This window comes from Bombella dulcis (assembly GCF_026385505.1).
In the GTDB taxonomy this organism is placed as follows: domain Bacteria; phylum Pseudomonadota; class Alphaproteobacteria; order Acetobacterales; family Acetobacteraceae; genus Bombella; species Bombella dulcis.
Genome location: NZ_JANIDV010000001.1, coordinates 267,090 through 292,201 on the forward strand (window position 1 = coordinate 267,090; position 25,112 = coordinate 292,201).

The 25,112-nt window shown below is 58.2% G+C and carries 22 protein-coding genes; 14 read left to right on the forward strand and 8 right to left on the reverse strand.

Features of this window, described 5'->3' with window-relative positions; all coding sequences use genetic code 11:
- Nucleotides 1–14: 14 nt before the first annotated feature.
- The 5 genes from NQF87_RS01200 to NQF87_RS01220 form a co-directional block, all read right to left on the reverse strand.
- The gene (locus NQF87_RS01200; protein WP_266126601.1) at nt 15–506 is read right to left on the reverse strand and encodes a hypothetical protein; all 492 of its coding nucleotides are present in this window, start codon (nt 504–506) and stop codon (nt 15–17) included.
- Nucleotides 503–1,837 (reverse strand): hypothetical protein, encoded by a 1,335-nt coding sequence (locus NQF87_RS01205; protein WP_266126602.1) that lies wholly within the window; start codon nt 1,835–1,837, stop codon nt 503–505. The genes NQF87_RS01200 and NQF87_RS01205 overlap by 4 nt, the downstream gene beginning before the upstream one ends.
- 173 nt (nt 1,838–2,010) lie before the next feature.
- Nucleotides 2,011–3,867, reverse strand: a complete 1,857-nt coding sequence (locus tag NQF87_RS01210; protein WP_266126603.1) for an SIR2 family protein — start codon at nt 3,865–3,867, stop codon at nt 2,011–2,013.
- Nucleotides 3,868–3,902: 35 nt separating this feature from the next.
- Nucleotides 3,903–4,403, reverse strand: coding sequence for an MFS transporter (locus tag NQF87_RS01215; protein WP_266126604.1), 501 nt, complete (start codon nt 4,401–4,403; stop codon nt 3,903–3,905).
- A gap of 16 nt (nt 4,404–4,419) precedes the next feature.
- The gene (locus tag NQF87_RS01220; RefSeq protein WP_266126605.1) at nt 4,420–5,106 is read right to left on the reverse strand and encodes an MFS transporter; all 687 of its coding nucleotides are present in this window, start codon (nt 5,104–5,106) and stop codon (nt 4,420–4,422) included.
- A gap of 200 nt (nt 5,107–5,306) precedes the next feature.
- Between NQF87_RS01220 and NQF87_RS01225 the strand changes: the two genes are divergently transcribed.
- Nucleotides 5,307–6,152 (forward strand): SH3 domain-containing protein, encoded by an 846-nt coding sequence (locus tag NQF87_RS01225; RefSeq protein ID WP_266126606.1) that lies wholly within the window; start codon nt 5,307–5,309, stop codon nt 6,150–6,152.
- A gap of 24 nt (nt 6,153–6,176) precedes the next feature.
- Nucleotides 6,177–7,541 (forward strand): pyruvate kinase, encoded by a 1,365-nt coding sequence (gene pyk / locus NQF87_RS01230; RefSeq protein WP_266126607.1) that lies wholly within the window; start codon nt 6,177–6,179, stop codon nt 7,539–7,541.
- Between the two features lie 112 nt (nt 7,542–7,653).
- Here pyk and NQF87_RS01235 read toward each other — a convergent pair whose 3' ends face one another.
- Both NQF87_RS01235 and NQF87_RS01240 read right to left on the reverse strand, forming a co-directional pair.
- Nucleotides 7,654–8,544 (reverse strand): prephenate dehydrogenase/arogenate dehydrogenase family protein, encoded by an 891-nt coding sequence (locus tag NQF87_RS01235; protein WP_266126608.1) that lies wholly within the window; start codon nt 8,542–8,544, stop codon nt 7,654–7,656.
- A gap of 35 nt (nt 8,545–8,579) precedes the next feature.
- Complete coding sequence (locus NQF87_RS01240) at nt 8,580–9,578, reverse strand: lysylphosphatidylglycerol synthase domain-containing protein (protein WP_266126609.1); 999 nt, start codon at nt 9,576–9,578, stop codon at nt 8,580–8,582.
- A gap of 140 nt (nt 9,579–9,718) precedes the next feature.
- On the opposite strand from NQF87_RS01240, the gene hpnA reads away from it, so the two are divergent.
- The 12 genes from hpnA to NQF87_RS01300 all read left to right on the forward strand — a co-directional run bounded on the left by hpnA (nt 9,719) and on the right by NQF87_RS01300 (nt 24,386).
- The gene (hpnA, locus tag NQF87_RS01245) at nt 9,719–10,714 is read left to right on the forward strand and encodes a hopanoid-associated sugar epimerase (RefSeq protein WP_266126610.1); all 996 of its coding nucleotides are present in this window, start codon (nt 9,719–9,721) and stop codon (nt 10,712–10,714) included.
- 38 nt (nt 10,715–10,752) lie between these two features.
- Nucleotides 10,753–11,907: a glycosyltransferase gene (locus tag NQF87_RS01250; RefSeq protein ID WP_266127024.1), complete on the forward strand. Its 1,155-nt coding sequence runs from the start codon at nt 10,753–10,755 to the stop codon at nt 11,905–11,907.
- Nucleotides 11,904–12,794 carry a squalene synthase HpnC gene (gene hpnC / locus NQF87_RS01255; RefSeq protein ID WP_266126611.1) on the forward strand — a complete coding sequence of 297 codons (891 nt, stop codon included), beginning with the start codon at nt 11,904–11,906 and terminating at the stop codon, nt 12,792–12,794. The genes NQF87_RS01250 and hpnC overlap by 4 nt, the downstream gene beginning before the upstream one ends.
- A gap of 119 nt (nt 12,795–12,913) precedes the next feature.
- The gene (gene hpnD / locus NQF87_RS01260; protein WP_266126612.1) at nt 12,914–13,798 is read left to right on the forward strand and encodes a presqualene diphosphate synthase HpnD; all 885 of its coding nucleotides are present in this window, start codon (nt 12,914–12,916) and stop codon (nt 13,796–13,798) included.
- Entirely contained in the window at nt 13,795–15,087 is a 1,293-nt protein-coding gene (gene hpnE / locus NQF87_RS01265) for a hydroxysqualene dehydroxylase HpnE (RefSeq protein WP_266126613.1), read from the forward strand. The genes hpnD and hpnE overlap by 4 nt, the downstream gene beginning before the upstream one ends.
- Before the next feature lie 63 nt (nt 15,088–15,150).
- Nucleotides 15,151–17,124 (forward strand): squalene--hopene cyclase, encoded by a 1,974-nt coding sequence (gene shc, locus NQF87_RS01270; protein WP_266126614.1) that lies wholly within the window; start codon nt 15,151–15,153, stop codon nt 17,122–17,124.
- A complete protein-coding gene (locus tag NQF87_RS01275) occupies nt 17,124–17,762 on the forward strand; it encodes a phosphorylase family protein (protein ID WP_266126615.1) in 639 nt (212 codons plus the stop codon). Before shc ends, NQF87_RS01275 begins: the two co-directional genes overlap by 1 nt.
- Before the next feature lie 176 nt (nt 17,763–17,938).
- The gene (gene rpsB / locus NQF87_RS01280) at nt 17,939–18,706 is read left to right on the forward strand and encodes a 30S ribosomal protein S2 (protein ID WP_266115989.1); all 768 of its coding nucleotides are present in this window, start codon (nt 17,939–17,941) and stop codon (nt 18,704–18,706) included.
- A gap of 150 nt (nt 18,707–18,856) precedes the next feature.
- The gene (gene tsf / locus NQF87_RS01285; RefSeq protein ID WP_266126616.1) at nt 18,857–19,768 is read left to right on the forward strand and encodes a translation elongation factor Ts; all 912 of its coding nucleotides are present in this window, start codon (nt 18,857–18,859) and stop codon (nt 19,766–19,768) included.
- Nucleotides 19,769–19,846: 78 nt separating this feature from the next.
- Nucleotides 19,847–20,617, forward strand: a complete 771-nt coding sequence (recO, locus tag NQF87_RS01290) for a DNA repair protein RecO (RefSeq protein ID WP_266126617.1) — start codon at nt 19,847–19,849, stop codon at nt 20,615–20,617.
- 40 nt (nt 20,618–20,657) lie between these two features.
- Nucleotides 20,658–22,871, forward strand: coding sequence for a DNA topoisomerase IV subunit A (parC, locus tag NQF87_RS01295; RefSeq protein ID WP_266127025.1), 2,214 nt, complete (start codon nt 20,658–20,660; stop codon nt 22,869–22,871).
- Between the two features lie 93 nt (nt 22,872–22,964).
- On the forward strand, nt 22,965–24,386 hold the full coding sequence (locus NQF87_RS01300; protein WP_266126618.1) for a phospholipase D-like domain-containing protein: 1,422 nt from the start codon (nt 22,965–22,967) through the stop codon (nt 24,384–24,386).
- Here the strand turns inward: NQF87_RS01300 and NQF87_RS01305 are convergent.
- Entirely contained in the window at nt 24,345–25,055 is a 711-nt protein-coding gene (locus NQF87_RS01305; RefSeq protein WP_266126619.1) for an endonuclease/exonuclease/phosphatase family protein, read from the reverse strand. The genes NQF87_RS01300 and NQF87_RS01305 overlap by 42 nt on opposite strands.
- Nucleotides 25,056–25,112 lie beyond the last annotated feature (57 nt).

The window sequence follows — 25,112 nt, forward strand, 5'->3', positions numbered from 1 at the left end:
GTGGGTGAGGTAGACTAGATCCTATCTAAGGTGCTCAAGTATCTTTTTAAGGTGGTAAATTTTTCATTTTTGTTGATATTTTTGTTTTCTTCTTCAAGGATTTTTATAATATCGCTCATGCCATAAGGCCAATCATACGGATTTTCTGGTAGTATCCTGTATAAGATATCTGCTATTTCGTGAGAATACTTTCGTATTGTACCACTTTTGAATTTCCAGGATGTTGTGTCGATAAAACAGTGCTGATTGACTTTGCATAAATGACGTGGAATTATTTCGAATAACGTGGGAATTTGATCGCCACTGAACAAAGCCACTTCGCAGAGTGCTGCCGATACGGCAGGTGACCTGGTACGAAGCTGGCGAGGCCAAAGTTCGAGTAGCTTTGGGAGTAATTTTTTCCATTCTTTGCGTGAAATTTTATATCTCTCATCAGCCCATTGTTGGGCCTGCTTCAGGATAAAAACACGGACATGCTCATCAACGTTTAAGAGTAAAGTTTTCATTTCTGCATCAGAAAGGAGGCTTTTATTTTCAGAGTTATTTTTGGTCCCCCATCCTGCCAGGAGTATGGTCGCAACAGTTCTAGTATAGGAGCGGCATGGATGAGGGGGGGGTTGGTAAATTGTAGCAAGTCTTCTTTGATTTGTAGAAAAAGTTCCTGATGTGGTGTGTCTGCATCATGTAAAAAGCCGGACCAGGCAGCGCAGCAGGTATTTTCGTTGCTATCTTTAAATAATGGCAATAAGTTTTCTATAGTCCATTTTGGATCGATAGAGAAAAACCAGTCAATATGTAAGAATAGAACTGTAAGTATGGTTTTTTGAAAGCTACTATGACGGAATAATAACGAACTTATGTTTTTTAGCCATTCTGGCGGCAGACCTTCGTTTGGAAGAAGATTTTCTTTGCGAGGGTCGTTGAAAAGGGAGTGTGCTATGAGGCCGCTGGGTGAAAACATTGTCGTTATAACCCAGTCGGAAGCATCGCAGGTATGAGCATTGGATGAATGCTCTATATTGGGATTAATATAAAGATTTTTTATTGACTTGTTAACTAGGTTTTCAAAGGTAGAAATGTATTTCTTTGTCAGTATTTTGCTAAAGTAATAAAGAAAATTGCTGGAGAAATTGAGTAAATCGGCGAATTTTTTATCATCATAACTGGTGAGTCTCTTGGCTATAGTATGGAAAAGGCGGCCTTGTTTTTGTGTGTGATTTGTTGAATTCCATATTTTTGAGGTTAGAAACTGTTGCCATGCCCATAGTGGGAAATCTCCTTTCTTTGCTGCTCTGGTTAATGCGGTAAAGGCACGGACTGGATAGTGTTCAATGAGGCCGATAAAAGGTTCGTATTTGATCAAAAAATCGTCTGACTGATTTCTTGCCTGTTCGGCTCGCTGCAATACGTCTGAAAGGGGAATGTACATGAGTACATTATAATCAGTATTTACTGTTACTGTTCCAGAACGACTTCCTTGCGGGACGATTGCGTCTTTGGCACGACCATCATGCCAGTCCGGCACGATGAGGCGAAGTCGTTGTATCTGTTCGCAGGTGGAAGGAGACAGTACGCAACCTGATTTCTGTAGCCATAGGAGACGTTCCAGAATTCGCCAAGCTCGTCTTTTTGCGAAGGCCTTGCGTGTTTCCCATGACTCCTGTCTGGGACCTTTCAGTATTTTCATTTCAATTTTATTGCGCGATGGAAGGGAGAGAGTCTGCCATCGTTTTTCTATGGTAGTTAATAGATCACGTTGGCTGTAATTATTCCAGAAGATGTCGTCGCTTAATGATGTTATGAATTTTGTAAAATTGTTACTCGAAATGATTTCCACTTTACTTAAAGCCCATATGCGTAGCCGTGTAAAGATGGTGTCATCATCTATCGGCCATGATAAAAACTCATGTCTGGCAGCTCTTTTGTTGATCTGGCTTAATTGCGTAAAATATTTTGCAAATTGATATATCGTAGCTGACAGATTTCTCGGTGGATTAAGATGGTACTGCGTTACATTGTCTCGGAATAGTGTGCTAATTTTGTATAGGTATACCCACCGGCTTCATGCTCAAGTGCGAGGGCCAGTTCAAGATTCTGTCGTAGAATCCTGACAGCAGGCAGGCACCATTCATCAGGGATTGTGATTGGCTTGTATGGTTGAGGATGGGTGACTCCTTTTCTAATTATGAGGCGATCATGGCCCTGTGGAGTGTCTGCATTGGGAGGGATGGGAGAGTCTAGCGGAGAAGGTTCAATAGAAAGGTAAGGCTGAAGCAGGGCACCGAATTTTCGGATGAGCGAGCTGCTCCAGCCTTCTTTCCGGATGGTGGATTGTAGAGTGAACCAGTCATGGTAAAAGTTCTTGGGTTGTTCCCAGTTTTCAAACAGTAAACGCCATGCTATGCGAGTGTTGTCGTGTATCTGACTATCAGGTGTATTGAACCTTTGTAGTATATAGTACTGAATGTTCTGATGCAGAAATGTCTGGCGAACGGCCCACCAGATAGCGGCGGGCTGGTCACAGACTCTAGCAAGCCACAATCCTAATTGCTCTAACCGTGAAACAAGGCGAGGGGTGTAGTAGGGATTTTGTGTATGGAATGCTGTTAAGTTGTCCTTGCTTGAAGTTGATACATCAAGGGTGTTTGGTTCCAAGGCATCCCATGCCCCAGAGGGGGGCTGTTGTTTAGGAGAGTGTTCGGACGGTGGTAGTGGGTCAGAATCAAGACCGTACCGTTCAAATGGATTGACATAGGATTTTGCGGGGTTGAGCCAATCTGTGTTGCCTGGTGCTGCGAAACGACGGTATCTGTCGAAGACACAAAGCCATTCTGCCGGCGGCGGTGGTTCATGAAGGCGGAATTTCTCTGCGCCTTTGTGGGTTGAAACGATATGTGCGATCTGTCCCCGTTCATGGGGCTGAAGCTTCGCTGGTCCTTTTTGGGAAGTGGCAATGATTTCTTCATACCACGCTTCTGGATCACGTGCCCGCTTGGCCCAGGCCTTAAGAGAATCCCATAAAGCGGTATGGTCGTTGTCTGGGGCATCATATGGGATGGCGTTTACGCCTTTATGCCGCCAGCGTGCCGCAGCTTCTTTTTGATTGCCAGCATGAAATGCGAAGGCCTTTTTTCTGTTTGCTGTGTTCAGTGCTTCAAGAAGGTACTGAACAGGTGCGTCATCGGCTGTATAGCCAACAAAGACAACGAGATACTGTTCTAGAATTGAGCGAATGAATGCTGTCGCCCAGCCATTTGACACATAGGCATGACCAAAGGTTGAACTCGATAGGACAAAGCCATCTCCTTCAGCTCCGCCGTAATCCGGCTTGGCCCGACCATGTAAGTACACGATTCCATTGAATTCATTGGATCGCAGAGGGTCAGGGAGCCTTGGTGGCTGCCAGCTTTGCAGATTGCGCCCGCAATCATCAAATAATCTGTCGAAATTTGTTGTGACCAGTTTCGTCCCTTGTGGTGTCGAAGCCAGATCAAGCAGGATCTTGTGGGCTGTCAAAACACAATTTTCAGGTGGTTTCAGAGCTGATGTAACCGCTTCTTCGATGTCAGAAGAGGCAAATTCTCTTTCCAGAAGTCCGAAAATCCGGTCGATTGATATGGCCCCAGGGACACTCGTACGTGCGTCTTGGATCAGTTTACAGGCAGGGCTATCCGGTTCAACTCTCAGTTTATCAATAATTTTATCGGCCAGACCGAAAAAGTCGGGGAGACCTGCAAACGCTCTGGAAACACCAGCCCCGCAGAAGAAGACTACATGGCCTTCATCTCTGGCCATCAGAAGTTCATCGGGGATGGATGGTCCGTTGGCTAAAAAACGCAATTTCTGACCTCCTACCTGTAGGTTCAAAGTCTGTTCTCTATGTGAAATATGTTTCAAGAAAATTAATCAAAATGTCCCGGGAAATATTCTAGGTTTCTCCAGAGCCGCGTCGCTACAAACAGAATCATCATCCCTACAGCACCATAATTGATCCACTTCCACCCGATATCGTTCAGCGCGGCCCCGCCGATGAAACAGCTGATGGCCGTGCAGGATGCGGTCACGAATTCGCCGAGGCCCTGTGCACTGGGGCTGTAGTCCGGGTACGGGACGGCTTTCACAAGCAGCGTGGCCCCCGAGACGAAGAGGATGTTCCAGGCCAGTCCTAGCATGAAGAGAGACAGGCATGACACGTAAGCACTGCTGCTCAGGACGTTGAGGCCGGTCACGCTCAGCATGAGGACCAGGCCTGCCATGATGGTGGCAGAGATGCCCACACGATTGCAGAGCCACCCTGAGAAGGGAGAGCTGGCGAACATGGCGAAGAGATGAGCCGTCATCATCCCTGAAACGAGAGCCACATCATGCCCCTGCTGGAAAATGTGAATGGGGGTAATGCTCATCAGGACCATCATGATGCTATAGGAAACAGCATTGATGGTCACGGCAAGCAGATAGGACCGCCGTTCCTCTCGAGTGGATCCGGCGGAGGAAGTGCAGGCTAATGTTTCTGCCTTCATGGGGAAGGGGCTGTCGTGGCCTGTCTTTCAGGCCAAGCATGAGGATGGCGGAAAGCAGGGCCAGAATGGCAACAATAAGATAGGCCCCGGCATGGGGTGTTGTTGGGATGAGGCCATCCCCCATATAGGCGAGGCATGGCCCCAGAATGCTGGCAATGACTCCGCCGGAGAGGACGGTAGCGATGTTTCTGGCCCGTACAGCCTCCGGGGCATTGTCAGCAGCTGCAAGGCGGTAATACTGGGCAAAAGCCTGAAACATGCCCACGGCCGCCGTTCCAGAGCAGAAAAGCAGAAAGCTCCTGTCTGTCAGGGCCTGAAAGGAGATCAGGCCGCCCAGCGTTCCAGCTGCGGCTCCCAGCATGAAACCCGCCTTCCGCCCCATCCGGCCCATGAGGATCGAGGCCCCGAAAGTCGTCAGGCAGGCCACGAACGTGATAAGGGAATAAGGGAGTGTGGCTAGCGTTCTGTTGGGCATCAGCTGATAGCCGACAATACCCGTCAGGGTCAGATCGACTGAGAATGAAGCCGTGAAAAGCAGCTGCCCCAGAAACAGGATCACGAGGCGGCGTCTGTCGGTTTGAGGCATGGCCGGAACTCCTTATGCCTCATTGTTGGTCCTGATTTATGGTATAAGTGTGTTCCGGTCCGCATGGGCGGACAGAGGCATGGCGTGACCATGCCACGCTTTTCTGGCAGGGCAGGGTTGCTGCCCGAGAGAGTGTTTTTTGGACATAAGAGGGGGAATACGGCTTGCTCAAATGGCTATCCCTTGGCAGGGATAAGGGGATGAGAGTACCTGTTCCTTTTTCCCATATGCGGTTCGTGCAGGGGGTGTTGCCAGTCATGGCGGTGGCCCTTCTTGCAGCCACGCCCGCCTGTGAGGCCGAGACGGAACAGGGTGATTCTCATAAACCCCATCATGCCCATCATCACGGAAAGGCGCATGAGCATTCTCATGCGGCGGGCAGGGCACATGCCCATGAGGCCCCGGCCCATCACAGGGCGGCGCAGCATCGGGCTGCTGCGGCTGCAACAGCAGCGGGGGCCGCAAAGGCGGCCCAGCCGGCACAGCAGCCCACTCCCGAGGATGTCGGTACGGAGACGAGGCTCCCGCTGCCACGCTATGCCTCCATGAGGGCGGACCGTGTCTATATGCGGCGTGGTCCCGGCGAACGGTATCCGATCGACTGGGTCTATCACCGCCGTGGGTATCCGGTGAAAATTGAGCGGGAATTCGGCGTCTGGCGTCTCGTGGAAGACCCGGAGGGCCAGAAGGGCTGGGTTCATCAGGTGACACTGCATGGCAGCCGTTCCTTTATCATACCCGGTTCCGTGTCCTATGATGGGGATGCGTCTAAAGTTTCGACCACGGGTCATGCTGATTCCCGCATCGTGGCATATATGCCGGTGGGAGAGGTGGCACGGGGCCAGAATCATGACGTCCCTCTGATGAGTTCGGACAGGCCGGACCAGACGACCGTTGCCCTGCTGGAGCCGGGAACGGTCGGAACGCTCAAGGCCTGCCCCCAGGGTTCATCATGGTGTCATGTCACAGTCAGGGGCTATGACGGGTGGATCGAACGCCGCCTGTTATGGGGGGTTCAACCCGGTGAAATCATTCAGCCTGACTGAACAAATGAAAAGTCGAGGAATGTTATGACAGCCAACATCCATCATCGCCGCACTCGGATTGTTGCGACCCTCGGGCCGGCATCAGAAACCGCCGAGCAGATTCTCAATCTCGCCAGGATTGGCGTGAATGTCTTCCGCCTGAACTTCTCCCACGGTGCCCATGACGAGCACGCCGCCCGTCACAAGGCCGTGCGTGAGGCCGAGGCAAAGCTGGGTCGTCCGCTGGCCGTTCTGGCTGACTTCCAGGGGCCGAAGCTGCGTGTTGGTGTCTTCAAGGATGGTCCTGTTCAGCTGAAGGTTGGTCAGACATTCACGCTGGACCTGGACAAGGCCCCGGGTGATGCCCACCGTGTCAACCTGCCGCATCCGGAGATCATCGGTGCCGTTGATGTCGGTCACCGCCTGCTGCTGGATGATGGCAAGCTCGCCCTGCGTGTCACGAAGAAGCACAAGGACTCCCTGGAGACGGAAGTGCTCGTGGGTGGCAAGCTCTCCGAGCGCAAGGGTGTGAACGTTCCTGACGTTGCCCTGCCGATCCCGGCCCTGACGGAGAAGGACCACAAGGACCTCCAGTTCGCCCTCTCCATCGGTGTGGACCTGATCGCCCTGTCCTTCGTGCAGCGTCCGGCTGACATTCAGGAAGCCCGTGACATCGTCAAGGGCCGTGCATGGATCGTCACCAAGCTGGAGAAGCCGCAGGCTGTCGAGTGCCTCGATGAGATCATCCGTCTCTCCGATGCGCTGATGGTGGCCCGTGGTGACCTGGGTGTCGAGCTGCCGGCCGAGGATGTGCCCGTCATCCAGAAGCGTGCCATCAATGAGGCCCGCCGTCAGGGTCGTCCGGTCATCGTGGCAACACAGATGATGGAAAGCATGATCAGCAGCCCGGTTGCGACCCGTGCTGAAGTCTCCGACGTTGCCAATGCCGTCTATGACGGTGCTGATGCCGTCATGCTCTCCGCCGAGAGTGCTGCCGGTTCCTTCGGGCCGGAAGCCGTGGCCACCATGGTGCGTGTGACGTCCCGCGTGGAGCAGGACCCGGAATGGCGTGCCCGTATGGACCGTATGCGTCCGGTTTCCGAGCACACGATCCAGGGGGCACAGGCCAAGTCCACCTTTGACGTGGCCCGCAACGTCCGTGCATCCGCTCTGGCCGTGCATACGGAGAATGGCCGCAGTGCCGTGCTGGTCTCCCGTGAGCGTCCGCATGAGCCGATCGTGGCCCTGACGAACGAGACCATTTCCCGCCGTCTGTGTGTGGTCTGGGGTGTGTTCCCGAAGGTCGTTTCCAGCAAGGATGACGTGAAGGTCGCCGGTGAGTTCGCCAAGGATGGCGAGCATGTCGTCCTGCTCGACAGCTCCAAGAACATCCGTATCGTCAAGGCCTGATCCTTGCTGATGCCACTCCGGTTCCTCTGATGGCAGCAGCCATCAGAGGAATGGGAACAGAAAAAGCCCGGCAGACTGATCACCTGCCGGGCTTTTTTCATGCGTGTTCTGATCAGGCCTGTCGGTTTTCTATCAGGGTCTGCCGGATGCGCCGTCCTCTCTTGATGCGTTCCGTAATGGCTTCGGCATCTTCGTTCTGGATGGCCTCCACCATGAGGTGGGCCTCTTTCTCGAACCGTCTGAAAGTGGCGAGCAGGGTGTCCTTGTTTGTCAGGAAAATGTCACGCCACATGATCGGGTCGGAAGCGGCAATGCGTGTGAAGTCCCGGAAGCCGGAGGCGGCATATTCCAGCACGTCACTGCGGAGGTCCGTCGAAAGACGGTCCGCCGTATCGCAGATGGTAAAAGCCAGAAGGTGGGGCAGGTGGCTGACGATGGCGCAGACCTGATCATGGTAATGGTCTGTCATCTGTCGGGTGCGGGACCCGCAACGCTGCCAGAAATTTTCCATCATGCTTATGGCGTCAGGGGAGATGCCTTCTGGGGGCACGAGCAGGGTCCAGCGGTCTTCAAATAACGTGGCGAAGCCAGCGTCCGGGCCGGAATATTCCGTTCCTGCCATGGGGTGCGCCGGGACGTAGCTGACGCCCTCTGGCAGCAGGGCACGGATGTCCGGCCCCAGCGTGCTGCGGACGGAGGCAACATCACTCAGGAGGCTGCCCGGCTTCATATGGGGCAGGATCATTTCCGCCACCGGCCTGATGGCACCCGTCGGAATGCAGAGGATGACGGCGTCAGACTTTGCCGCAGCCTCCGTCAGGGAGTCCGTGACCTCATCGGCAATGTCCAGCTCCTTCACCCGTTTCAGCACATCCGGTGAGCAGTCTGCCGCAATGAGATGACGGGCCAGCGTGCCGGTCTGTCGGGCACGACGGAGAATGGAAGAGCCGATCAGTCCGGGGCCGATGATGGTCAGTGTGTCGAAGAGAGGAGCATCAGCCATGAGTGTCGTCATCTCAGCAGGTGGAAGGAGAGGGATCAGGAGCGGCGCAGCTGGCGGAACTCGTAAAGCTGCCAGAGCAGCAGGACAGGAATGCCGATGACAATGTCCCGTCCCCGCCTCAGCAGGGAGATGCTGATGGAAATGTCAGCACTGATGCCAAAGAGCTCCCCCAGAGCGACATAGCCTGCTTCCTGCACACCCAGCGCACCGGGGACCAGAAATCCGGCGGACATGATGCCACACACGGCTCCTTCAATGGCCAGAGCGTTGAAGAAGGAACAGTGCGCCCCCAGCAGGATGAGGGACAGCCATGTCAGCAACGCGCTGCCGAACCAGCAGAGAAGATGCAGTCCTGCCCCCAGGCCAATGCGTACGGGCTGGTCCCAGAGGCTTTCGATATAGTGCTGAAAGTTTTCGCTGTTGTTGGCCAGCGCATCATGCCAGTCGGCAGAAATGTGTTTGGACAGAAAGCGGGCCAGGGCCTGAAGGACGTTGCCGCTGCGCTGCTGTGTCCAGATGAAACCGGCCATGCCGATGCTCAGCAGGACAATGCCCGCGGCCAGGGGCCAGATGAACCGTCCAGCATCGGCCTGCCCGATGAGGCAGAGCAGCGCAATGATGATGAAGGCAAGCTGCCCCAGCACTTCCGTCGTGATGTCGATGATGTTGGCGGCAATGCCTTCCGTCCAGCTGATGGGCTGCCCGCTGGTGGTATGGCGGGCGTCCCCGGCCGTGGTGGCCCGTATGCCGATCAGCATTCCGCCAAGCTGGGAAAAAGGCAGGCAGGCTGCGGCGGCATCCCGCACGAAACGGGAGAAAGTCAGACGGAGGAAGCCAATGTCGGCGATGCTGCTTTCCCAGGCGACACCCAGCAGGACATTGACGGCGAGCTGGCTGATGATCAGCAGGGTGAATCCCTCAATGCCGATTTTGGCGAGGGAGGTCAGAATCGGATGTATGCCAGTGCGGAGGGTCAGAAAACAGAAGAGGACGACACCTGTCAGCGAAAGGATGAAGGGGAGTAGTTTTTTCAAGAGTGCCGCCATTGTCAGTTCCGGTTTTTGCCCTTCTAGGCTACTCTGTGGCAGACGTCCAATGCCTGGGGCTTTACCCTGTGCGGCAAGGGTGACTATACCCGTCAGGTTCATGCAGCAAGGCAGGAAAGGGGCGGAACATGGCAGAAGACATAACCCTGATTACCGGTGCGACCGGCTTTGTGGGATCGGCCGTCGCACGCATCCTGCTGGAGAGGGGGCACCGTCTGCGCCTTCTGGTCCGTCAGACATCGGACCGCAGCAACGTGTTGGGTCTGCCTGTCGAGTTTGCCGTCGGTGACCTTGCCGACCCGAAGAGCATGGAGACAGCCCTGAAGGGCGTGACCTATCTCTTCCATGTTGCCGCAGATTACCGGCTCTGGGTGCCGGACCCTGACGTCATGATGAAGGCGAATGTGGAGGGGACACGGAACCTGATGCAGGCCGCCATGAGGGCAGGCGTGAAGCGGGTCGTGTACTGTTCGTCCGTGGCGGCACTGGGCATGGCACATGATGGCATTCCCGCCACGGAAGCATCCCCCGTGACGGAGGATCAGATCGTGGGGGTCTATAAACGCTCGAAATACCGCGCAGAGCAGGAAGTCCTGTGCCTTGTGCGGGAAGAAGGGCTGCCCGCCGTCATCGTCAATCCGTCGACACCCGTGGGGCCACGGGACATCAAGCCCACGCCGACCGGCCAGATGATTCTGGACTGTGCCATGGGGCGTATGCCCGCCTATGTGGAGACAGGCCTGAATATTGTCCATGTGGATGATGTGGCGGAAGGCCATGTGCTGGCCTTCGAGAATGGCACCATTGGCGAGAAATATATTCTGGGTGGGGAAAACCTCATGCTGGGCGAGCTGTTCCGCATGGTGGCCGAGATCGCCCATCGCAGGCCGCCCCGCATCCAGCTGAAACAGTCATGGCTGTATCCGGTGGCATCCGTCTCCGAAATGCTGGCACGCTGCTTCGGCATCCAGCCCCGTGTGACACGGGAGATGCTGGACATGTCCAAAAAATTAATGTTTTTTTCTTCAGAGAAGGCGGAACGGGAGCTGGACTATCGGCCCCGGGAGGCACGCCATGCTCTGGCTGATGCCATAGCGTGGTTTCGTGAGCATGGGCGGAGGTGACTTCCGTCAGAAAAGGACGGTAACGGGCTGACACGGTGATGATGTTTGTAGCGGTATTGTTTTCTCTGTTGGCCTGGCTGGGGTTGATGTTTTTTCATGACCAGTTCTGGGTTGGTGGGCCATGGCTGGTGGAGGGCAAGAAGGCCAGATGCTGGGAAAATGGCCTTCCTGATGTGGTCGTAATCGTGCCCGCGCGTGATGAGGCCGCTTCTGTCCGTGCCTGTCTGGTCTCTCTGCTGGAGCAGGATTATCAGGGCCGGTATCATGTCATTTTCGTGGATGATGAAAGCACTGACGGAACGGGGGATATTGCCCGCCGTCTGCCTGACCCGCAGGGCCGTCTGACCGTTCTTTCTGGGCGGCCCCGTCCGGCAGGATGGAGCGGGAAGCTCTGGGCCGTGAAGCAGGGGCAGGAAGAAGCCCTGAAGCTCCTGCCTCCTGATGGCTATGTCCTTCTGACGGATGCGGATATTGTCCATCAGGAAGACCATGTGTCGTCCCTGGTTAGTCGGGCACAGGGCGAATCACTCGACATGGTGTCCGAGATGGTCAAGTTGAACTGCGTCAGCTTCTGGGAGAAAGCCTTCGTTCCGGCTTTTGTATATTTTTTCGCCATGCTCTATCCCTTCCGCCGGGTTGCCGATCCTCGCTCACCCGTGGCGGGGGCCGCTGGGGGGACGGTGCTGATTCGCCGTCAGATGCTGGAGAAAATTGGCGGGATACAGTCCCTCAGGGGTGCGCTGATTGATGACTGCACGCTAGGGGCTTATGTCAAGCGGGCCGGGGGGCGGCTCTATCTGGGATGCAGCGAGCAGGCATGGTCCATCCGTACCTATCAGACGCTCGGCGAGATATGGCATATGGTGGCCCGTAATGCTTATGTGCAGCTTGGCTTTTCACCCTGGCGGCTGTTCCGGGCGATGGCGGGGATGGTGCTGATCTGGCTTCTGCCTATCCGTTTTCTCATGTTCGGGCGGGGCAAGAACCGTGTGTTGGGTGGCTGTGCATATGCTCTTAGCTGCATTACGTTCGTGCCGACCCTCCGCTGGTTCAGCCTGTCATGGTGGCGTGTCCTGTCGCTGCCTTTGGTGGCCCTTTTCTACATGCTGGCGACTATCGGTTCCGCAGTGAATTATTATCGGGGCAAGGGCGTCAGCTGGCGGGGGCGTTCTTATGAAGGAGCCGAATCATGAGGGCACAGTCTGACGGGAGCAGCATTCAGGATGATGTCGCACTCTGGGGGAAACAGGATGTCTCCTCCGACAAGGGCATGAAGGACGAGAATTTTCCTGTCGGGTCATTCCTGATTTCTCCGGCGCATCGTCCTGCCGTCCATGCCTATTACCGTTTTGCCCGCATTGCGGATGACATGGTGGACAATGCCCGCCTTTCGGCGGAGCAGAAGGTTGCCCGTCTGACAGCCCTGCGTGAGGTGCTGTACGGGCAGCGGAAGCCCCCGGCCGGTCGGGCTGATGCCTGGAGTGGCGTCATCCTCCGCACGGTCCTTCAGGAAAGGGGCCTGCCGCTGGAGCTGGCCGGAGACCTGATCACGGCCTTCATCATAGATGCCGAGAAGACACGCTACGGGCACTGGTCGGAGCTGCTGCATTACTGCCGGTATTCGGCGAATCCTGTCGGGCGGTTCCTGCTGATGCTGCATGGTGAGGGGGAAGAGACCTTCGGTCCCTCGGATGCGCTCTGCACGGCGTTGCAGATCGTTAATCACATGCAGGATGTCAGCAGCGACCTGAAGACGCTGAACCGCTGCTATGTGCCGCTCCCGTGGCTGGCCGCTGAGGGTGTCACGCTGAAAGACCTCATCCTGGCCCGCAGCAAGCCGGGTGTGCGGCGTGTCCTTGATCACATGCTGGCCCATGTCGATGCCCTGAATGAAGAGGCGGCCCGTCTTCCTTCTCTGGTGAAGGACCGTCGCATGAGGCTGGAAGCGGCGGTGATCGTGGCCCTGTGCCGCCGTCTGACGGAACGGCTGCACCGGCAGGACCTGATTGCGGAACGTGTGGCCCTGACGAAACTGGATGGTCTCCGTGCCCTTGGCTGGGCCATGCGGTACGTGCGCTGAGGCAGCCCTGCATGTGCAGGGCCTTTGCCCCTGCGGACTTTGTCGTTAGAAAAGGGCAGGCTCTGAACGGCCTGCAATATTGTCATGGCTGCGGCCCTTGAATGGATATGAGGAAGGTTATGGTCTCTGCTCGTCACAAAATGCCACAGGGGCTGCCATGTGCCCCGTCGGATCTGCGGCATGTGGAGGAGATCGTCACCCGTTCCGGCACATCGTTCGGGAAGGGGATGAAGATTCTTCCCCCCATCCGGCGGGATGGCATGTTTGCCATCTATGCCTTCTGCCGTGTCGTGGATGACATTGCGGACGGTGACATTCCCGTCGAGGACCCGGCCGCCGCACTGGAAGAGTGGAAGGGGCGGATCGCTGCCCTGTATGAAGGGCGTGCGGAAACGGCCCTGGAACGTGTCCTTCTGGCAGCCATCGAGCAGTTTGGTCTGAAGCAGGAGGATTTCATCGCCATCATTGATGGCATGGTGATGGACTGTGGTGACCCGATTGTGGCCCCGGATGAAGCCACGCTGGACCTGTACTGCGACCATGTGGCATCAGCCGTGGGGCGGCTTTCCGTGCGCATCTTCGGCACGCCGGAAGAATATGGCGAGGAAATCGCCCATCATCTGGGCCGTGCGCTCCAGCTGACGAACATCCTGCGTGACATTGCGGAAGATTCCTCCCGTGGGCGGCTCTATCTGCCAGCCGAGCTTCTGCGACGGTACAGTGTCCCGGCTGATCCGTCCGAGGCTCTTTATGCTGTCGGGCTGGAGGGGCTGTGCCGTGTTCTTGCAGGGCGGGCGAAGGACCATTTCCGGCGCGCCGCACGTCTGATGCAGAAATGCCCGGCCGCGACGGTCCGTCCGGCCCGCATCATGGCAGCCTCCTATCGGGTGACGCTGGCAGCCCTGGAGCGGCGTGGCTGGCGCAATCCTGAAGCACCTCTCCGTGTCTGTGCCGTCCGCAAGACGCTGGCCATGCTGCTGGCTGGCGTCGGGGTGCCCCTGTGAGCCATGTGCATGTCATCGGGGGCGGGCTGGCAGGGCTTTCCGCCGCTGTCGAGCTGGCCCCCCAGGCACGGGTGACCCTGTATGAGGCAGGTCCGGCCTGTGGCGGGCGGGCACGTTCTTTTCATGACAGGGCACTGGATACGGTCATTGATAACGGGAATCACCTCCTGCTGTCGGCCAATCCCTGTACCTTCCGGTATCTTGACCTTCTGGGAGCACGGGATACGCTGAAAGGGCCGGGGCAGCCGGTTTTCCCCTGGTATGATCTGGAAGCCGGCCTGGCCTGGACGCTGCGTCTGTCACCGGGGCGCATCCCGTTCTGGCTGCTGCGGCGGGGCAGCCGTGTTCCGGGGATGAAGCTGGGCGAAGTCATGGCCCTGTTCCGTCTCATGAAGGCGGAGGGCCAGACCCGTGTGGCGGACTGCCTTCTACCGGGGCAGTTTGCCCACCGTCTGCTGGAGCCGCTCGCCGTGTCCGGCCTCAATACGGACATTGAGACCGGCAGTGCCCGCCTTCTGGGGAACATTGTCCGTCGGACACTGGCAAAGGGAGGCTCTGCCTGCTGCCCGTGGATGGCCGCCAATGGTCTCTCCGAAAGTTTCGTGACACCCGCCATGCGTTATCTGGATGCCTTCCACGCTGAGGTGCTGACAGGCACACGGGTCTCAGCCCTGAAAGAAGAAGCGGGGCGCATCGTGGCACTGGAAACCTCCAATGGTCCCGTGACGCTGGGAGCGGAAGATTCCGTGATCATGGCCGTGCCATCGCCCGTGGCGACGGGGCTGCTGCCGGAACTGGACGGGCCGGATGAGTTCGAGAGCATTGCCAATGCCCATTACCGTCTCCAGCAACTCCTGAAACCACGGGGTGCGCTGAAGCAGGCGGGTTTCATCGGGCTTGTGGGGGGCGTGGCCGAGTGGGTCTTCCTGCATGATGAGGTGCTGTCCGTCACCGTCAGTGCGGCGAACCGCTATGCGGACTGGCGGAACGAGGCGATGCTGGAGCACATATGGGGCGAGCTGCGCCGTGCGCTTGATCCGCTCATTGAGGAACCTCTGCCGGAGGATGTTCCCGTTGCCCGGCTGATCCGTGAAAAACGGGCCACCTTTGCAGCAACACCGGAACAGGATAAAAAGCGGCCAGGGGCAAAAACCGCTTACGCCAACCTTGCCCTTGCCGGAGACTGGACGGATACTGGGCTGCCTTCCACGATCGAAGGTGCCATACAGTCTGGTCTGGCAGCTGTGGGGGCACTTGGTTTTCGCACGGCCTTTGCCGGGGCGGAGTGAGCCTGAAAATTGGTTTATGATCTCCGCACATGCTGGACGGGTGGCAGGCCCGGGCGTGCGAGGATGTTGGAGGAGAGTTCAGTGAACGAGACATTGTCCCGTCATAAGGTTGATGTCACTGTGGTAGAGCAGGCTGTCAGGGCGTCTCATGCCGCCCTGGGCAGGCGTCAGAAAAGTGACGGTCATTGGGTCTTCGAGCTGGAAGCCGATGCAACCATTCCGTCGGAATATGTCCTGCTCCGTCATTTCCTTGACTGTGTCGATACGGAGCTGGAGCGGAAGATCGCCGTCTATCTGCGCAGGACGCAGGCCGCACATGGTGGATGGGCACTCTATACGGATGGCCGGTTTGATCTTTCCGCCAGCGTGAAGGCCTATTTTGCCCTCAAGATGATCGGGGATGACCCGGAAGCCCCGCACATGCGCAAGGCCCGTGCGGCCATCCTCCAGCATGGCGGTGCCGAGAAGAGCAACGTCTTTACCCGCATCCAGCTGGCCCTGTTCGGGGAAGTGCCCTGGGAGGCCGTACCGGTGATGCCGGTGGAGCTTATGCTCCTGCCCCGCAAGGCGTTCTTCTCCGTCTGGAACATGTCCTACTGGTCCCGGGCCGTCATTGCGCCGCTGCTCATTCTGGCGGCCCATAAGCCGCTGGCCGTCAATCCCCGTGGCGTGCGGGTGCAGGAACTGTTCCGGACACCACCGGCCCGAATCAGGAAATGGATATGCGGGCCGTACCGCTCCGTCTGGGGGCGGGTCTTCACCTATCTGGACAGGGCCATCCGGCCACTCGTTCCACATATTCCCCGGTCCGTCCATGAGAGGGCCATCCGTGTCACGATCGACTTCATCGAGAAGCGTCTGAGTGGCGGCGGGCTGGGAGCGATCTATCCCTCAATGGCCAATGTCATCATGATGTATCGTGTTCTTGGCGTGCCGGATGATGACCCACGGGTCGTGCAGGCCTGGGAGGCCGTGCAGGGGCTTCTGGTGATCAAGGATGATGAGGCCTACTGCCAGCCCTGTGTGTCGCCTGTCTGGGATACGGGCCTGTCCGGTCTTGCCATGCTGGAGGCCTCGACCGGAGCCAGGGGGGTGATGCCCACCGAGACCATGACGGCCCTGAAGAAAGCCGCTTCCTGGCTGCGGGGGCGTCAGATTCTGGATGTCAAAGGGGACTGGGCGATCAATACGCCTGACCTGCGTCCGGGGGGCTGGGCCTTCCAGTATGAAAATGACTATTACCCGGATGTTGATGATACGGCCGTTGTCGGCATGCTGCTGCATCGGATCGACCCTGAAGAAAACCACACGGCCATCGAGCGTGCCCGTGAGTGGATCATCGGGATGCAGAGCAGCAATGGGGGCTGGGGTGCCTTTGACATCGACAATAATCTTGAGGTGCTGAATCACATCCCGTTCTCGGATCATGGTGCGCTGCTGGACCCGCCCACCGTGGATGTTTCAGCACGCTGCATTTCCTTCCTGTCCCAGCTGGGGCATCCCGAAGATCGGGAGGTGATCCGCAGGGGGCTGGACTATATCCGGGCCGAGCAGGAGCCGTCGGGCAGCTGGTTCGGCCGCTGGGGTACGAATTACATCTATGGCACATGGTCCGTGCTGTGTGCCCTGAACATCGCTGGCGTGAGCCATGATGATCCGATGGTGAAGCGGGCCGTGGCATGGCTGGAAAGCGTGCAGAACGATGATGGTGGCTGGGGCGAGGACTGTGCCAGCTATGAAGGTGCCCCGCAGGGTGTCTACAAGACCAGCCTGCCAACCCAGACAGCCTGGGCCACTCTGGGGCTGATGGCCGTCGGCCGTCAGGACAGTGAAGCCGTGCGTCGTGGCATGGCCTATCTGATGCAGGAGCAGGATGAGCACGGTGAGTGGCATGAGGCTCCCTATAACGCCGTCGGTTTCCCCAAGGTCTTCTACCTGCGGTATCACGGCTACAAGCAGTTCTTCCCGCTCATGGCCCTGTCACGCTATCGCAATCTGGTGACCGGCAATTCCGGGCAGGTGGAGTTCGGCTTCTGATGCTGGGCATTCTGGCAGGGCTGAAGCAGGAGGCACGGCTGGCGAAGCGGTGCTTCCCGGATGCGAAGGTTGCTCTCAGCCATGCCTGTGAGGCCGGGGCGCAGCGTGCCCTGTCGGCCCTGCTGGATGCGGGCGTGACCGAACTTCTGTCTTTTGGCTGTTCCGGTGCGCTGGACATGGCCCTGCCGCCGGGGAGCGTGCAGGTGGCTGAATATGTGCATCTGGATGGTGAACACTGCAGGACAGACCCTGCCCTGAGTGCCCGCTTCGGTGCGGCACAGGCGGCAGTGCGGGGCGGCATCCTGCATAGCCCGGTCATGGTGGGGACGGCTGCGGAGAAGGCCGCTCTTTTTTCCCGGACAGGCTGTCACGCCGTGGATATGGAAAGCGGCCTTGTGGCCCGTTCTGGTCTGCCATTTGCCGTGCTGCGGGTCATCTGTGATGATGCAGGCCGGGACCTTCCTCCGGCAGCCAACGAGGGACTGAAGGACGGGCAGGTGCATGTTCCGGCCCTGCTGGGGTCCATCCTGCGTCATCCATTCCAGATTGGTGCCCTGATGGGGCTGGGGCGTGATGCGACCCGTGCGCATGGGGCGATGGCCCACTTCCTGCAGGGCCTCCCGATCGCCCGGGGATGAGATCGGGGAAAAGCTTGCCTTTCCCGTCCGCTTCTTCTAGAGAGGGGCGGTATTTTTCGGCTCCATCCGGGGCCGGGGAGTCTATTTCGCACGCATGGCCCGGATTACCTGGTGTCCCGCATCATGAAGGGGCGTTGCCATGCGGAGGATAAACCAGAGAAAGAAAGTTTCAGACTATGGCAATGCCACAGTTCACGATGCGTCAGCTGCTGGAAGCTGGTGTTCATTTCGGTCATCACACACGTCGCTGGAACCCGGCAATGGCACCGTACCTGTTCGGTGTCCGCAACCAGGTTCACATCATTGACCTTCAGCAGACCGTTCCGCTGCTGGATCGTGCCCTGAAGCAGGTGCGTGACACCGTGGCTTCCGGTGGCCGCGTGCTGTTCGTCGGCACGAAGCGTTCCGCTGCTGATCTGGTTGCTGAAGCCGCGCAGCGTTGCGGCCAGTACTACGTCAATCATCGCTGGCTCGGTGGCATGCTGACGAACTGGAAGACCATCACGGGTTCCATCAAGCGTCTGCGTGGCATTGACGAGATGCTGGCTGGCGACACGGCCGGTCTGACCAAGAAGGAAGTCCTCGACATCACCCGTGACCGTGAGAAGCTGGAACGCTCCCTCGGCGGGATCAAGGACATGGGCGGCCTGCCGGACCTGCTGTTCGTGATCGACACCAACAAGGAAAAGCTGGCTGTTGAGGAAGCCAACAAGCTGGGCATCCCCGTGATCGCCGTGCTGGACAGCAACTCCGACCCCAAGGGCGTCACCTTCCCGATTCCGGGCAATGACGATGCCATCCGTGCCATCGCCACCTATTGCGAGCTGGTTTCCGGTGCCGTTCTGGATGGTATCTCTGCCGAGCTGGCCGCTTCCGGTCAGGACATCGGTGCGTCTGCCGAGCTGCCGGTTGAAGAGACCGTCGTGGCCGAGAAGGCTGAATAAGCTTTTCCAGCCGTGGCCCCGTGGCCATGCCAGACAGTCCGCCCCGCCTCTCCGTGAGCGGGGCTGGACGGTGAATATATGACGTGAAGCTCATGCAGCCGTGGACATGTCTCCCGGCTGCATGGGTGTTTTATCAGGGATGATAGAGATATGGCAGAGATTACTGCTGCAATGGTGCGCGAGCTGCGCGATGCAACAAGCGCAGGCATGATGGACTGCAAGAAGGCCCTGACGGAAGCCAAGGGCGACATGCAGGCCGCCATTGACTGGCTGCGCAAGAAGGGTCTGTCCCAGGCTGCCAAGAAGTCCGGCCGTGTGGCTGCTGAAGGTCTGGTGGCCGTTGCTGTTGATGGCAAAAAGGCTGCTCTGGTCGAGGTCAATGCCGAGACGGACTTCGTGGCCCGTAACGAGGCATTCCAGCAGGCTGTGGAAGACATCGCCAAGGTGGCCCTGAAGGTTGGTGGTGATCTGGAGGCCGTTAAGGCTGCCAAGATGCCGTCCGGCCGTACCGTTGCTGATGAGCTGACCCATCTGGTTGCCACCATCGGTGAGAACATGAGCCTGCGTCGTGTTGACGTGCTGAGCGTGCCGTCAGGTGTCGTGGCCAGCTATGTGCATGGTGCCCTGCGTCCGGGCGTCGGCCGTATCGGCGTTCTGGCCGCCATCGAAGCTCCGTCCGAAAGCGAAGCCCTGCTGACGCTGGGTCGTCAGATCGGCATGCACGTTGCAGCCACCAGCCCGACCGCTCTGGATGTGGACAGCGTTGACGCTGCTGCCGTTGCTCATGAGCGCAAGGTTCTGGAAGACCAGGCCCGTGCTTCCGGCAAGCCGGAAGCCATCATCGACAAGATGGTGGAAGGCCGCATCCGCAAGTTCTACGAAGAAGTGGTTCTGCTGGAGCAGGTCTGGGTGCATGACGGTGAGAGCCGCGTGAAGGAAGTCGTCAAGAAGGCTGGTGCTAAGCTGGTCGGTTTTGCCCGCTACAAGCTGGGTGAAGGTATCGAGAAGGCTGAGACGGATTTCGCTGCCGAAGTGGCTGCGGCTTCTGGCCAGAAGAAATAAGCCGTCAGCGGTTTGTTGCCAGGTGGAGGGTCTCCGTCATCATGACGGAGGCCCTTTTTCTGTTCTGAGAGGCGTGTCATGGAGTGGGAAGACCCGGCCATCATCCTGAGGCGGTCCCCTCACGGGGAGAGCAGTCTGCTGGTCCGTGTGCTGACACGGCGGCATGGTGTCCATCATGCGCTCGTAAAGGGAGGCCGTTCCCGCCGACAGGCTGCCCTGTGGCAGGAAGGGAATCTCGTCATGGCGCAGTGGAAGGCCCGCCTGCCGGACCAGCTTGGCTACATGACGGCAGAACTGGTCCGGCCCACGGCCTCTTTCCTACTAGATCATCCTCTGGCCTTGTCCCTGCTCAGCAGTGCATGCAGCCTCTGTAGTGAGGCACTGGCTGAACGTGAGCCGCATGAATTACTTTTTGCCGCCCTGACCCATTTCATGGGCGCTTTGAGCATTTCCGCTGCGGAGCCGCCTGTGGCTCTCTATTTCCGGTGGGAGCTGATCCTGCTGCGGGAGCTGGGCTATGGCCTGACACTGGATCACTGTGCCGTCACGAATGTGCGGGACGGGCTGGCCTATGTGTCACCCCGTACAGGACGGGCTGTGAGTGAGGAAGGGGCGGGGGAATGGAAGGACCGTCTTCTGCCTCTGCCGTCATGCCTGCTCGATGATGACGATGAGGGGGACCCGGCGGCGTGGCTCAGTGCGGCACGGCTGAGCGGGTATTTTCTGCAACGGGCCGTTTTTGCAGCGCATCACAGGCCTCTGCCTGCGGCACGGGACCGCCTGATGACGGCCCTTTACAGGCGTGCGGAAGGCGGGACCTCTGGACAGGATGAAGAAGAGCGTGTCTAACCTGTTCACCCAACAGGCCAAACAGGAAGCAGGAGACCTTATGACGGGCGATCTCGCCGGGCATATCGAAGATACACGGCTGGCCGAAGCGTTAAGTGAGCGTTATCTGGCCTATGCCATGTCTACCATTACGTCACGGTCTCTGCCGGATGTACGGGATGGCCTCAAACCGGTGCATCGCCGCCTGCTCTACGCCATGCAGCAGCTTAAGCTGGACCCGGGTTCCGGCTTCAAGAAATGTGCCCGTGTGGTGGGTGATGTCATCGGTAAATTCCACCCGCACGGGGATGCGTCCGTCTATGATGCGCTGGTGCGTCTGGCACAGGATTTTGCCGTGCGCTATCCGCTGGTGGAGGGTCAGGGGAATTTCGGGTCGATTGATGGCGATGGTGCGGCTGCCATGCGGTACACTGAGAGCCGCATGACCGAAACGGCCCGCATCATGCTGGAAGGCATTGGCGATGATGCGGTCGATTTCCGCCCGACCTACGATAATGAGGATCAGGAACCGGTCGTCTTGCCGGGGCTGTTCCCCAATCTTCTGGCCAATGGGGCGGCCGGGATTGCCGTGGGCATGGCCACCAGCATCCCGCCCCATAATGCTACTGAACTCTATCAGGCTGCCCGTCTGCTGATCGAGAAGCCGGACTGCACTACGGAAGAGCTTCTGGATGTCGTGCCGGGGCCTGATTTCCCGACAGGCGGCCTGCTGGTGGAGGACCGGCAGACGCTCGTCCAGGCTTATGAGACGGGGCGGGGCAGCTTCCGCATCCGGGCACGCTGGGCTGTCGAGAAGGGCCGGAATGGCCTCTGGACCATCATCGTGTCGGAAATTCCCTATCAGGTGCAGAAGGGCAAGCTGATCGAGGATATCGCCAGGAAGATGGAAGAGAAGAAGCTTCCTCTTCTGGCCGACGTGCGGGATGAGAGCACGACCGATATCCGGCTGGTTCTGGAGCCTAAAACCCGCAACTGTGAACCAGACGTGCTGATGGAGACACTCTTCAAGCACACGATGCTGGAGAGCCGGTTCAGCCTGAACATGAATGTTCTCAGTCAGGGGAAAATTCCCGGCGTACTGTCTCTCCGGGAGGTGCTGAAGGCATGGCTGGAGCATGTTCATGATGTGCTGGTCCGTCGCACGCAGCACCGTCTGGATACCGTCCTGAAACGGCTGGAGATTCTGGAAGGCTTCCTGAAAGTCTATCTGAATCTGGATGAGGTCATCCGCATCATCCGGGAGGAGGATGAGCCGAAGCCTGCCCTGATGAAAGCATTTTCCCTGAGTGAACTTCAGGCGGATTATGTACTGAACATGCGTCTGCGGTCCCTGCGGCGTCTGGAAGAAATGGAAATCCGCAAGGAGTGGGATGGTCTGGGCAGGGAGCAGGCGTCACTTGAAGCCCTTCTGGGGTCCGAGAAACGCCGCTGGACCCGGATCGGGAAAGACCTCCAGAAGATGCAGGCCTTGTTTGAAGGTGGTCCTTACGGCCAGCGGCGCACAATCATGGGTGAGGCCCCGGTCAGCATTGACACCTCTGCCGCTCTGGCCGTGGAGCGTGAGCCTGTCACGGTCCTGCTCTCGCAGGAAGGCTGGGTCCGTGCCGTCAAGGGGCATGGGCATGATGTGGAGAACCATCGCTTCAAGGAAGGGGATGGGCTGGCCTGGCATGTCGAGTGCCAGAGTACGGACCGCCTCTGCCTGATGGCCGCAGGTGGACGGGCCTTCACGCTGAAGGTGGCAGACCTGCCCCGTGGGCGGGGCTTTGGCCAGCCCGTACGGACACTGGCTGATCTGGCACAGGACGATCATGTGGTGGCCTTCTTTGCCTTTGGGGATGATGACACCCGTTATTTCCTGACCAGCAGTGATGGAAAAGGGATGCAGGTGACCGCCCGTAATCTTTCTGCCGAGAAACGGACGGGCCGTCAGGTCTTTAATCTGCGAGATGGAGGGCGGATACAGTTCGTCTATCCTGCCGGAGAAGGGACGCATGTTCTCTGTCTGACAACGGCCAAACGTGCCCTCATCTTCCCGCTGGATCAGGTGGCCGAGATGGCCAGGGGGAGCGGTGTCAGCCTCCAGAAACTGGCGGATGATGCGGCCATGCAGCATGTCTGTCTGTTCACTCTGGCGGAAGGTCTTGTCTGGAAGGAAGGGCAGAGAACCCGCTCTCCGGATGATCTGGCCCAGCTGGAAGGGCGGCGCGGCTCCGTCGGCAAGGTGGCTCCGCAATGGATGCTGCGGAAATAACAGCAACATGGTCATGAGCCAGCCTGTTTCTCTGCCTGTCGTCAGACAGGAGGAAACAGGCTGGCTGATGCATGATGGAAGGAGGAGAAGGACATGGCGGAGCTGTTTTCGGTCACGTTTCTGCTGGGGCTGCTGTCTGTCAGTCTTTCTCTGCTGGCAACGGCCCATATCTTGCTCACCAAACGGGATACGGCTGCGGCAACGGGCTGGATCGGGTTCTGCTGGTTCATGCCCTATATGGGATCGCTGCTCTATCTCTGTTTCGGGATCAACCGGGTCCGTCGCCGGGCGCAGAAACTGCGTGAGGACGTTGACCCGGAAGAGACGGCCTTTCTGGCAACGTGGACCCATGATGCGTCGGACAGCTTCATGTATCCCCTGGTCGGGATGCTGGATGAGCTGACAGGTCTGCCCCTGCTCAAGGGGAACAGGGTGGAGTGTCTGCATGATGGCGACAATGCCTATCCCTGCATGCTGGACAGCATTGCGCAGGCACGGCATTCTATCCTGCTCTGTTCTTACATTTTCCGATATGACCGGATAGGACGGACATTCGTGGACGCACTGGTGGCGGCCCACCAGCGTGGGGTTGAGGTGTGTGTGCTGGTGGATGGCGTCGGGAGTGGCTATCTCTACAGCCCCATCATCCAGCATCTGCGGCGGCAGAACATACGCTGTGCCCGTTTCATGCATTCACTCTGGCCGTGGCGGATGCCGTTCATCAATCTGCGGGATCATCGCAAGATACTGGTGGTTGATGGCCATGTCGGCTTCATGGGGGGGCTGAATATCGGGGATGAGAATGTATTCAGTCAGCCAGAGGGGCGGCGCATCCCGGTGGCAGACACGCATTTCTGTCTGGAAGGGCCTGTGGTGCAGCAGCTTTCAGAGGTCTTTGCCCGGGACTGGTCCTTCACCACGGGAGAAACGCTGGAAGGGGAGAGATATTTCCCCGTTCCCGTGTCGGCAGGCACCATCCCCGCCCGTGTCGTGACGTCCGGGCCGGATACGGACATCGAGAAGATCGAATATACGATCCTTCAGGCGGTCATTCTGGCCCGGAGCCATGTCTGTTTCATGACGCCCTATTTCATCCCGGATGACCGCTTTGCGACGGAGCTGGGGCTGGCCGCCCTGCGTGGGGTGCGGGTTGATATTGTCGTGCCCCGGCGGAGCAACCATCCGATAACGGATTATGCCCGTGATGCCTGCCTGAGGCTGCTGGTGCGGTCCGGCTGCCGGGTCTGGCTGGGTGATCCGCCTTTCAACCATTCCAAGCTCATGACGGTTGACCGGGCATGGAGTTTCGTGGGCAGTGCCAATCTGGACAGGCGATCCCTGCGGCTCAATTTTGAATGCAACATGACCCTGCATGACGCCGATACGGCCGGTCATCTGGAAGAATTCATTTTGGGGCACTGCCATCACCAGCTGGAACTGCCGGAGATAGAATCATGGCCGCTCATGGTCCGGTTACGGAATGCGGCCTGCCGTCTTCTGCTTCCGTATCTTTGAAATCAGGCCGGAAGGTTCCGTTACGGGGGCCGGTTGCAGCGTGACGGCAATGGGGCGGTGATCCGATCCGAAGCGGGGATAGACCCGCTTGTCCAGCAGGGAGAACCCCCGGACGAGGCAGCGGTCCAGCCTCAGGGGGACTTTGTCGAGCATACGGTGGGTCTGCTCCCGTGGTCCGACATCTTCAAAACCACGCAGCATGGCAGGGCCGACCTGATTGAAGTCCCCGATGATGATGGCCCGTTCTGACAGTTCCTGCCGGATGAGGCGCAGCTGACGGCGGTTGAGAATGGGGCCATGAGATAGGTGAACATTGGCGATGGTGAATGGCCCGAAACCGGTATCAAATTCCAGCAGCTGGGCGGACCGCCATGCGGCCAGACCGGGCGGGAGCATGTGCAGACGGGGTGGGGTGAGGAAGGGATGGCGGCTCCAGCAGGCCGTGCCGTGAACACGCCTTTCCGAGGCCAGACGGCTGAAATGCCCCCCCATGAGATCCGGCAGACGGGTAGTGAACAGGCGGCATTCCTGCATCAGCAGAATGTCGGGTCTGGTGACACGGATGAGGAGGCGGATATCCTCAAGCGTGGCCCCATCTTCATGAAAGAGGTTCCAGCTGACAAGCCGGAGGGCATGAGGGGCTGCAAGGGGTGATGTCGGGTCCTGCATGGGGTGTAACGGCCTGAAGATCAATGAAAAGGACCTGCCGGACAGGTCTGGAGAAAC

Coding starts and splice junctions, on each gene's coding strand:
- NQF87_RS01235 (WP_266126608.1), bottom strand. CDS start 8,544: ATGGCTGATGCTCCTCTCTTCGACACACTGACCATCATCGGCCCCGGA.
- NQF87_RS01275 (WP_266126615.1), top strand. CDS start 17,124: ATGCTGGGCATTCTGGCAGGGCTGAAGCAGGAGGCACGGCTGGCGAAG.
- shc (WP_266126614.1), top strand. CDS start 15,151: ATGTTGGAGGAGAGTTCAGTGAACGAGACATTGTCCCGTCATAAGGTT.
- tsf (WP_266126616.1), top strand. CDS start 18,857: ATGGCAGAGATTACTGCTGCAATGGTGCGCGAGCTGCGCGATGCAACA.
- hpnA (WP_266126610.1), top strand. CDS start 9,719: ATGGCAGAAGACATAACCCTGATTACCGGTGCGACCGGCTTTGTGGGA.
- NQF87_RS01250 (WP_266127024.1), top strand. CDS start 10,753: ATGATGTTTGTAGCGGTATTGTTTTCTCTGTTGGCCTGGCTGGGGTTG.
- pyk (WP_266126607.1), top strand. CDS start 6,177: ATGACAGCCAACATCCATCATCGCCGCACTCGGATTGTTGCGACCCTC.
- NQF87_RS01220 (WP_266126605.1), bottom strand. CDS start 5,106: ATGCCTCAAACCGACAGACGCCGCCTCGTGATCCTGTTTCTGGGGCAG.
- NQF87_RS01200 (WP_266126601.1), bottom strand. CDS start 506: ATGAAAACTTTACTCTTAAACGTTGATGAGCATGTCCGTGTTTTTATC.
- NQF87_RS01215 (WP_266126604.1), bottom strand. CDS start 4,403: ATGAGCATTACCCCCATTCACATTTTCCAGCAGGGGCATGATGTGGCT.
- hpnC (WP_266126611.1), top strand. CDS start 11,904: ATGAGGGCACAGTCTGACGGGAGCAGCATTCAGGATGATGTCGCACTC.
- parC (WP_266127025.1), top strand. CDS start 20,658: ATGACGGGCGATCTCGCCGGGCATATCGAAGATACACGGCTGGCCGAA.
- NQF87_RS01305 (WP_266126619.1), bottom strand. CDS start 25,055: ATGCAGGACCCGACATCACCCCTTGCAGCCCCTCATGCCCTCCGGCTT.
- NQF87_RS01300 (WP_266126618.1), top strand. CDS start 22,965: ATGGCGGAGCTGTTTTCGGTCACGTTTCTGCTGGGGCTGCTGTCTGTC.
- NQF87_RS01225 (WP_266126606.1), top strand. CDS start 5,307: ATGAGAGTACCTGTTCCTTTTTCCCATATGCGGTTCGTGCAGGGGGTG.
- hpnD (WP_266126612.1), top strand. CDS start 12,914: ATGGTCTCTGCTCGTCACAAAATGCCACAGGGGCTGCCATGTGCCCCG.
- recO (WP_266126617.1), top strand. CDS start 19,847: ATGGAGTGGGAAGACCCGGCCATCATCCTGAGGCGGTCCCCTCACGGG.
- rpsB (WP_266115989.1), top strand. CDS start 17,939: ATGGCAATGCCACAGTTCACGATGCGTCAGCTGCTGGAAGCTGGTGTT.